At 44.6% G+C, this 8213-nt stretch carries 11 protein-coding genes; 9 read left to right on the forward strand and 2 right to left on the reverse strand.

Translation table 11 applies throughout. The annotated features are described in order from the left end of the window. Nucleotides 1-77 precede the first annotated feature (77 nt). Together bcp and Q0218_RS02985 are read right to left on the reverse strand one after the other, a co-directional pair. Nucleotides 78-575: a thioredoxin-dependent thiol peroxidase gene (gene bcp, locus Q0218_RS02980; protein ID WP_297966099.1), complete on the reverse strand. Its 498-nt coding sequence runs from the start codon at nt 573-575 to the stop codon at nt 78-80. Continuing rightward, nucleotides 572-913 carry a 4-oxalocrotonate tautomerase family protein gene (locus tag Q0218_RS02985; protein WP_297966101.1) on the reverse strand — a complete coding sequence of 114 codons (342 nt, stop codon included), beginning with the start codon at nt 911-913 and terminating at the stop codon, nt 572-574. Before Q0218_RS02985 ends, bcp begins: the two co-directional genes overlap by 4 nt. A gap of 54 nt (nt 914-967) precedes the next feature. Here Q0218_RS02985 and Q0218_RS02990 point away from each other — a divergent pair, with 54 nt between their 5' ends. The 9 genes from Q0218_RS02990 (at nt 968) to Q0218_RS03030 (ending at nt 7905) form a co-directional block, all read left to right on the forward strand. Further along, on the forward strand, nt 968-1885 hold the full coding sequence (locus Q0218_RS02990; protein WP_297966103.1) for a hypothetical protein: 918 nt from the start codon (nt 968-970) through the stop codon (nt 1883-1885). 197 nt (nt 1886-2082) lie between these two features. Next, on the forward strand, nt 2083-2640 hold the full coding sequence (locus tag Q0218_RS02995) for a hypothetical protein (protein ID WP_297966104.1): 558 nt from the start codon (nt 2083-2085) through the stop codon (nt 2638-2640). Between the two features lie 102 nt (nt 2641-2742). Then, a complete protein-coding gene (locus Q0218_RS03000; protein WP_297966105.1) occupies nt 2743-3798 on the forward strand; it encodes an ankyrin repeat domain-containing protein in 1056 nt (351 codons plus the stop codon). Nucleotides 3799-3811: 13 nt separating this feature from the next. Beyond that, nucleotides 3812-4471 carry a hypothetical protein gene (locus Q0218_RS03005; RefSeq protein WP_297966107.1) on the forward strand — a complete coding sequence of 220 codons (660 nt, stop codon included), beginning with the start codon at nt 3812-3814 and terminating at the stop codon, nt 4469-4471. Between the two features lie 61 nt (nt 4472-4532). Beyond that, a complete protein-coding gene (locus Q0218_RS03010; protein ID WP_297966109.1) occupies nt 4533-5180 on the forward strand; it encodes a DUF6707 family protein in 648 nt (215 codons plus the stop codon). Further along, nucleotides 5180-5908 (forward strand): DUF6707 family protein, encoded by a 729-nt coding sequence (locus Q0218_RS03015; RefSeq protein ID WP_297966110.1) that lies wholly within the window; start codon nt 5180-5182, stop codon nt 5906-5908. Before Q0218_RS03010 ends, Q0218_RS03015 begins: the two co-directional genes overlap by 1 nt. A gap of 9 nt (nt 5909-5917) precedes the next feature. After that, nucleotides 5918-6604 (forward strand): SMI1/KNR4 family protein, encoded by a 687-nt coding sequence (locus Q0218_RS03020; RefSeq protein WP_297966111.1) that lies wholly within the window; start codon nt 5918-5920, stop codon nt 6602-6604. 126 nt (nt 6605-6730) lie between these two features. Next, the gene (locus tag Q0218_RS03025) at nt 6731-7384 is read left to right on the forward strand and encodes a thiol:disulfide interchange protein DsbA/DsbL (RefSeq protein WP_297966113.1); all 654 of its coding nucleotides are present in this window, start codon (nt 6731-6733) and stop codon (nt 7382-7384) included. Beyond that, on the forward strand, nt 7384-7905 hold the full coding sequence (locus tag Q0218_RS03030; protein WP_297966115.1) for a hypothetical protein: 522 nt from the start codon (nt 7384-7386) through the stop codon (nt 7903-7905). Before Q0218_RS03025 ends, Q0218_RS03030 begins: the two co-directional genes overlap by 1 nt. The last annotated feature ends 308 nt before the right edge of the window (nt 7906-8213 follow it).

Genomic DNA, 8213 nt, shown 5'->3' on the forward strand with positions numbered 1-8213 from the left:
CTGGACAAGATAGTCCGCCGAGCTAAATTTTTACTAGCTCCGTTAAAGACGCTCGCGAGAAGAGCCGCCAAGTAAATTTATTTAACTAGATCAGCTAGCACCTTCGCCGCATGCTCTTTCGCCTTCACGCTCTTATACACCTTCGCGATCTTGCCGTCTTTGCCGATCACAAAGGTCGAGCGCGCGATACCCAGATACTCCTTGCCGTAGTTTTTCTTCACCTGCCAGACGCCGTAGAGTTTGGCGACTTCGTGCGCGGGATCGCTTAGCAATATGTGCTTTAGGCTCTGTTTTTGCGCAAAGCCGGCGTGGGACTTGACGCTATCGGGACTAATGCCCACGATCACGGTATCTTTAGCTATAAAATCGCCGTAAAGCGCGCTAAATTCGCACGCTTCGGTCGTGCAGCCCGGGGTGTTGTCCTTTGGATAAAAGTATAGCACGACGTTTTTGCCGACGAAGTCTTTTAGGCTCACGCTTACGCCGTCGCTGTTTTCTAGGCTAAACTGGGGCGCCGTATCGCCAGCTGTTAGCGTGATCTTTCGCTCCAAATCCTCTTTAGAAAATTCGCTCATTTTTTCTCCTTGTTTTGTCTGATCTCTTCTAGGCTTAGGCCGCTTTTGCCGATGCTATCCGTACCCAGAGTCTCGATCATCACTAGCACCGCGGCGGGGTCTTTGCCTAGCACGCGCGCTAGCGTATCCGTAACCTCGGCGATGATTTGCTTTTTTTGCTCTTTTGTGGGTTCCGGGGCGGCTAATTTGATATTTACGAAAGGCATTTTTTCTCCTTGGTTTAAATTTGGGCTAATTATATCAAATTTAGCCCTTTTAGCCTTGCTCTGGCAGTTAAATTTAAAACGAATCGATAAATTTAACCCGCCGCCTGCGAAGTTTAGCTTGCCTAATCTCAAATTTACCCGCGGTTTTATACAATCTTTAAAATTTATAAAATACGGAGGCACGGTATGAAACAAACTGCGACGATACATGAAAAAAGGCTAAAACGCGCCATAAATCAGTATAAAAGCTGGACGAAGGATAACGCTCATTACGAAAAAGCAGTTTCAAATTTCTATTTTATGAGCGGGTACACCTACGAGACGTTTCAAAAAGCGCTAAGATCGGGCAAGCCAAATGCCGGCTGGACGGCTATCATGCAGGTGTCTAACCGCGAAGTGGACTTGAGTTATTACGGTTGTTTAAGACTGCTAGCGGGCGATAGCGAGGGCTGGGACTATATAGACCTCGCGCTTGAAGGCTCTTGGATGAACTTTAAGCTCTCTCATTTCGGCGACATCGAGGCGGGAACGGCTTTTATGCTCGCTTATTTTTATCTGATAGGATACAAAAAGCGCGCCGATTATTTAGGCGAGTTTTTCTACTACTTCGAGCGAGACGAAAAGGCTAAAGAGCAGCTAGAGCATACCGATATTCCGCGATTTATCGTGCAGCTGTGGGCAAAGAGTAAAAATTTGCCGACCGAGCGTTTGGGCGAGCTTTTGGAATTTGAGCGAAAAGATAGCGGCTACGGCGAGCTAACTAGGCTTTTATACGAGCCTGATTGTCCGGATATAGAGCGGGCTATAGAGTTAGCCTTGGACTTTCACATCGAGCAGTCGGCTAAAGAAAGCGGCTGGATGTGTACTAGCCTTGCTTTTTATCTTTTTCCGGTAGAGATTTTATATTTTTTAAAGCTACGCGAAGAAAGAGGCCTAACGACGCGCGTGCCTAGCGAACACGTTTTGTGGCGCGAATACGAAAAGATAAAGCCGTCCCTAGGCGGCGCCGTCAAAACTCCGCAGCGAGACGAGGCTTTTATGCTGGCGTTTAACAAGGCCGTATCGCAGGGATTTTTTAAAGCGAAGGACTTGGATTTTTTATAGTCCGGCTTATAAATTTAGACGGCTAAATTTAAACCGCTAAAATAAATTCGCAAAGTAAAGGAAAATAAATGGACAAGACAAGCTTTTTGCAGGGTTTGACGGCGTTTTTACGCGAAAACTACCGCCGCGACGACGCTAAAATTTTAAAAGACCGCGTTAAATTTAAAAACGGCCGGATTTAAAATAACGGAGATTATATGAAGATTATGAAATTTAAAAATAGCTACCGACAATCTTGGATAGCGACTATGCCGGAGGAACTTAGCGCGGCAAATATGCTAAATTTGATAAAATCGCAGCGGATAGACGATGATTTTGTTTATGATTTATATATAGCCGCGCCGATTAGCAAGGTTAGAAATTTACATTTTATCCATAACAATATGCTAGGAGACGTTGCGGTAGTTAGCCCCGCGCTTCGCGAAATTTTTATAAAATACGCGCAAACGCAGCCCGTGCGCTTAAGGCTGCACTGCAAAGACGGGACGATAGAGGATTACTGCATAATAAACGCCTTGCAAACATCAGACGTTATAAACGAAGAGCGCAGCCAAAAGATATATTTGAGCGATGGCGGCGAATATTTTATCGGCGATATATGCCTAAATTCGCGCATTCCCGAGGATTTTGTCTTAGGGCGAGATACGCGGCACCAAACAAGGCTGTTTTATTCGGAGCGCTTTGCCAAGCTGATAAAGGAGGCAAATTTAGACGAGCGCGTCGTTCTTGAGGACTTGCCCTCGGCTACTAATTAGCTTAGGCGCTAAATTTAAGAACGAATAGTAAAATTTAAAAGCAAATTTAGTCCGAAAATGCGTAAATTTAACGTAAGCGCTACGCCAAGACAAAGGAAAGATATGAAAGAAAATTTAACCGATAAAACCGAGCTTTTAGAGCCTGCTAAAATCACAGAGCTTATTTTGAGCGAAAATTTAACCGCTCTAAAGGCTTTTCTTGCCAAAGGCTGGGACATAAACGAAAAGCTGCCTACGCTAGACGGCTTGCAAACGCCTTTGCAAATCGCGTTTTATAACGATAAAAAAGACGTGCTTTATTTTCTTTTGGACGAAGGCGCAAAGATAACTAGCGAGCTTTTTATCGAAGCTTGCGAATACGGCGACGATCCGGCTTTGATTAAGCGGCTTATAAAGTGCGGCGCGGACGTAAACGCTAGCACTCATATCAGCTCGCTAAAAGCTGCCATATACGGCAAAAACGAAGAAATAGCCCTTTTGCTTATAGAAAACGGCTTTAGGCTCATTCCCGACGGCACGACGCTTAGAGAAGCGGCCATGGAAGGGCTTGGCAAACTGATAGAGCAGCTCGTCGAACGTGGTTTTGACGTGAACTACTGCGAACCGGATACCGTGTATCCGTATAACGCATCCGCGCTTCAGGCGGCCGCCTCGTATGCGGATCTTGCGTTAGTAAAGCGCCTTATAGAGCTTGGCGCAGACCTTAGCTACGAGGATAAATACGGCGAGCGCGCCTATCACTACGCGCTGCGAAACGAGCGCAAAGAAGTAGCTCTGTATATAAAATCCGTAGAGCCGTCCGCTTGGCACGACGACGAGGAGCGTCTAAAGAAGCTAAAGTCCTACAAACTGCCAAAGGGGCTTATCTCTTTGCTACGCTCAAACGACAGGCGCGTGTTGCTGCCGGGGTGCGAATATACGGGCTTTATAGAGTTTGCCTCGCTTGGCGACGTAAGGGAGGTAAAGTGGAAAAATAAAAAATTTCTAGACCTTCTTATAGATGCGGATAGATACGGAGCGGACGGGTTTTTGGTATGGCATCCCAGCAGTAAAATGCTAGCTAGCGCAGACTACGAACACGGCGTCTTTACGCCTCTTTGTAGCTTTGAGGAGTTTATGGCGGATCCGTCTGCCGCGATAAATAAAATTTTTAAATAACAAAGGAGATAAGATGAATGACGTTTTTGAACGATTAGCGCCTTTGGCCCAGACTAAAAAACAGCAAACCGCCGTTGCTAAATTTATCGAAAAGGGATTTAAATTTACCCGCCAACCTGATGCGCAGAAGTTTACTTTCCTCGTATATGATTTTTTCGTAGCGGGCAATATACCTGCCGTGCAGCTTTGTATAGATTATCTCGTAGCGCAGGGGTATCCAACCGCCGAAAACGAAAAAAAGTTTCTTAACTGGATTTTTATGGAGCCGGTCTACTATCTGAAGTACTTTATCAGCGATGCCTCGACGCAAAAGAAGCTACACCATAATCTCCTTAATCTCTGGTATGAATCCACTAAAAGACAGATATTAGAACACGATAAGGGCAAACACGATGAGGCTTATATAGATGCGTGGGTCAAAGCAAACGTTAACAAGACGCTTTCTATCATTCGCTCGGGAGAAACGATCGCTTCTTGTAAAGAAGACGTCGCAAAACACTCAAGAACTATTAATGACGAATATGAACAAAATATAGGTTTGCTTGACGAGTATTGCCGTGCATTGCTCTATACGGCTGAGACTACGCAGAGCCAGCAGGAGCTTGTAGCCCAAACCCAAAACCATATCGCCCTGCTTAAGGATTTGTATAAAAAAGTCAATAAGATAAAGTAAAATTTAACCGGCCGTCCGTAAAAATTTAGTAAAATACCAAAAACCGCCGAAAGGATAGTCAATGAATATAGAAATTTTAGCGCCGTATTGCACTACCGCAAAACAGCAAAAACTCCTTGAAAAGCTCCGCAAAAAGCTTTCGCTCAAAAGTAGCAAAGACCTACAAACCGTTGTCGAACTCATAGAGCGCCTGTTTGTAAGCAAACAATATGAGGGCTTATTAGCTTTCCTACCTGAAATACTTGCAGTGCCTTTTGCCGCGAATTTTAACCTATGGTACCCTATAGAACGCTCTTTTGCGCTCATCGCCGAAGTGCCTACCATCACGCCGGAACAGCGCAAAGCGTGTTTTTTGCATTTTAAAAGCGTTACCGATTACAAAGGCTTGCCTGATTTTCAAGATATGTATGATGACTATTTCCAGGATTATTTGGCGCTTTACTTTTTAAACAATACCTTGGAATATCTTCACAAGTGCATAGAAGAGAAAGAAATTTCTTATGAATTTTCATATCGTATGAGCCTAATCATAGACGCTTCACGGGTAAAACTCATCAATGAAGAAGTTGATTACAAAACGCTTGAATTTCCCGATAAGGATCGCCAACCTACTTATAAGAGCAGGGAGGAGCTGCAAGACTATATGAACGCCCTGATAGCCGAACAACTAGACGCCTTGCAGGATGAGAAATTTAAAAAATATTACTGATGAATATAGAAATTTTAGCGCCTTATTGCGCAACCCCTAAGCAAAAAAGCCACTTTGAGAAGCTAGAAAAAAAGCTTCCTCTAAAGAGGGAAAAGGATCTTTATAAGCTTTACGAGCTAACGGCTATTTTGTATGCGAGCGGGCGATACGATGGGCTGTCGGCATTTTTACCGGAGCTGCTAGCGGTTCCTTTTACGGGGGATTTTGACCTTTGGTATCCGGTGGAAAAGGCTGTATGTCTGATAGCTCAAATCCCTCAACTTGCTGAGTCAAAGAAAGAAGAGTGCTTTTGGTTCGTAAAATCGCCCGATGAATCTAAAACCGCTAAAGAGACCGTGCGAAATGCTTTTTGTACGATTTCTTGCGTATCTGATGCTTCCTTGGTGCGATGGGAGGAGGGCTTAAATAAAGAACAGACGCAAGCGCTTGATTTATATTTTCGTAGGTATTTGAGCATATTTGACGTAGAAAATAACCTAAAAGACCTAGGGGAGGCTTTAGACTACGGCAAAAATTTCTTATGGCAATTCTGGGCGAGATTTGACGTGCTTACGAGCGCTTCTAAGGCTAAATTTATAGACGAGCAGGCGCCTTGCGATACGTCTATCTTTCCAGAGCGGTTGCCAAGGCTAGGGTGCGAAGGCAAGGCGTTGCAAGCGCGTATGGACTCTCTTATCGCAGAACAAATAACCGCCTTGCAGGATGAGAAATTTAAAAAATATTATTGAAGGAAAAACATGAGCGAATTTAACTTTGAGCTTTTTAAAAAGCGTTTAAATATATTTTTAGAAAAGATAGAAGACTTTGGCGGCGAGACTGATCCCCTCACGATAGAAAAGCCCGCTACCGAGGAGGAGATCAAAGCAGTAGAAGCAAAATTAGGCTATACATTGCCCCCGCATTTGCGTGAAGTGCTTTTAGAAAACACCGCTCATTTGGAGTTTTATTGGAGTATCTATACGGATGAGGACGACGAGGATGAGGATTTGCTCCCTGATGAATTAGTTGAAATCTCCTCTGGAGAGTTGCTTTTTGGGCTGGATTTGCTTTTGGGCTATGAAGAAAGTCGCAAGGGTTGGGAAGAGGATGTATATCCCGATTACAATAACGAATACGACCGTGTTTGGCATAACAAAATGGCTTTTCACCAAGTAGGCAACGGCGATTATATCGCTATTGAGTTAGAGCCGGAGAACTATGGCAAGGTTGTGTATCTTAGCCACGACGGTAGCGAAAACCACGGGCTTTATATAGCCGATAATTTTAAGGAATTCCTAATGAACTACGCCGCCGTGGGTTGTACTGGAGGCGAGGATTGGCAGTGGGAGCCTTTTTATACCAAAGGCAAAGGCATAGATCCAGCCTGCAAAAACGCTCGCAACTGGTATAAAATTTTAAACATAGATCCGGCTAGCTTGTGCTAAAGCGGTTTTGCGCTCTAAGATCCGGCTAGCCCGCGCGGGGCGGCTAAATTTACCCTGCCGGCTCGCTTAATCTCAAATTTACCCTTTATTTTATACAATTTTTAAAATTTAACCCAAAGGATTTCTATGAAAATAATCTCTAAATTTACGCGAATTTTAGCCGTCTTTTGCCTGCTTAGCTCTATGGCGAACGCGCTAGAGGAGGGCAAGGAGTATCAGATACTACAAAAACCTCTAGACGTGCCTAAAAACAGCGTCGTAAAGGTCTTTAGCTACGAGTGTCCGCACTGCTATAAATTTGACAAAACCGTCACGCCCAAACTCTTTAGCGAGCTAGACGGAGTTAAATTTATCCCGTATCACCTAAAAACAAAGGGCAAACTGGGCGAAACGGCGAGTAAAATTTTTGCCGCGATGATCGCTCTAGACGAAGCAAACGACGTTAGTTTGCTAAGCGAGAAGTCTAAATTTAAAAAAGCTAAATTTGCGGTTTATAACGCCGTTCACGACAAAAACGACGATTTTAAAGACGGCAAGGACAAGGCTAGGTTTATCAAAACTGCCATTAGCGCCGCAGGCGTGAGCGAGGCGGACTACGACAAGGCGCTAGCTAGCCGGCGCGCGCAAGAAATTTTAAAAACATGGGACGAGAGCTACGATGTAGCCAAGGTTCAGGGCGTGCCAGCATACGTCGTTAGCGGTAAATATCTGCTAAACGCGCAGGCGTTAGGCTCGATCGACGCCATGGCTGCCGCCGTCAAAGAGCTATCGGCGAGATAATGGACTACAATATCGAAAACAAGGGCTTTGTCTGCTTTGTTTATAACTTGCAGCGAAGGCGGGTGTTTTGGGCGGCGTTGCTCGCGGTTTTGGCGGTCAAATTTATCTTGTGCGAGCTGTTTTTAGGCGGCGCGGTAGCCGACGCGCTTGTTGTGAAGCTGCGCTTTGCGACACTATTTGCGGCGTTTGGCGTGTGCGTGGCGATGTGCGCGCCCAAGGTTTTTGGCGTCAAGCTCGCGGGATTTTTCCTGATTTTTTTGGGCGTGATATTCGGGCTTGATTACTCTACGAGCGATTTTAGCGGCGTTAGCGAGATTGGCTTTCCTTTTGCGCTACCGCTAAATGAAATTTGCCCGAGCCTTTTTGCGCCTGATTTTAGCGCGGCGAACGAGGCTGGATTTATCAAAATTTACTCGTGGGCGAATTTTGCGTTTTTTGCGGTGTTTGGGGCGTTTTGTTTGGTGATGATGCTAAGCTGGTTTGTGTATAATGCGCGTAGCAGCGAAATCAATAAAATTTAAAAATCCGAGATTCCCCGCGCTTGACGGATTTTTAATAATTTTTGGCTAGGGTGCTCAATCACGTATTTCATATACGCTCATATCGCACCTGCCAAAATTAATAAAACTACGCCTACCGACGTCTTGAATATTTATCTCATATCCTGCTAAATTTACAAATTTAAAACTCAAATTTGACATTTTCGATGGGCGGGTCTAGGTGGCTCAAATTTAAAAATTTGACTTCAAATTTGAGTGCAAAAAAACAAGGCGCAGTATTTTTTCTTTTTACTTCGCGCAAGCGCTCGTAACGAGACTTCGCTACGAGG

This window comes from uncultured Campylobacter sp. (assembly GCF_938039245.1).
Classification (GTDB): domain Bacteria; phylum Campylobacterota; class Campylobacteria; order Campylobacterales; family Campylobacteraceae; genus Campylobacter_A.

What these genes read in the sequence shown, in the direction of transcription:
- Q0218_RS02995 (WP_297966104.1), top strand. Translation starts at nt 2,083, where the DNA reads ATGAAGATTATGAAATTTAAAAATAGCTACCGACAATCTTGGATAGCG.
- bcp (WP_297966099.1), bottom strand. Translation starts at nt 575, where the DNA reads ATGAGCGAATTTTCTAAAGAGGATTTGGAGCGAAAGATCACGCTAACA.
- Q0218_RS03030 (WP_297966115.1), top strand. Translation starts at nt 7,384, where the DNA reads ATGGACTACAATATCGAAAACAAGGGCTTTGTCTGCTTTGTTTATAAC.
- Q0218_RS03005 (WP_297966107.1), top strand. Translation starts at nt 3,812, where the DNA reads ATGAATGACGTTTTTGAACGATTAGCGCCTTTGGCCCAGACTAAAAAA.
- Q0218_RS03010 (WP_297966109.1), top strand. Translation starts at nt 4,533, where the DNA reads ATGAATATAGAAATTTTAGCGCCGTATTGCACTACCGCAAAACAGCAA.
- Q0218_RS03015 (WP_297966110.1), top strand. Translation starts at nt 5,180, where the DNA reads ATGAATATAGAAATTTTAGCGCCTTATTGCGCAACCCCTAAGCAAAAA.
- Q0218_RS02990 (WP_297966103.1), top strand. Translation starts at nt 968, where the DNA reads ATGAAACAAACTGCGACGATACATGAAAAAAGGCTAAAACGCGCCATA.
- Q0218_RS03000 (WP_297966105.1), top strand. Translation starts at nt 2,743, where the DNA reads ATGAAAGAAAATTTAACCGATAAAACCGAGCTTTTAGAGCCTGCTAAA.
- Q0218_RS03020 (WP_297966111.1), top strand. Translation starts at nt 5,918, where the DNA reads ATGAGCGAATTTAACTTTGAGCTTTTTAAAAAGCGTTTAAATATATTT.
- Q0218_RS03025 (WP_297966113.1), top strand. Translation starts at nt 6,731, where the DNA reads ATGAAAATAATCTCTAAATTTACGCGAATTTTAGCCGTCTTTTGCCTG.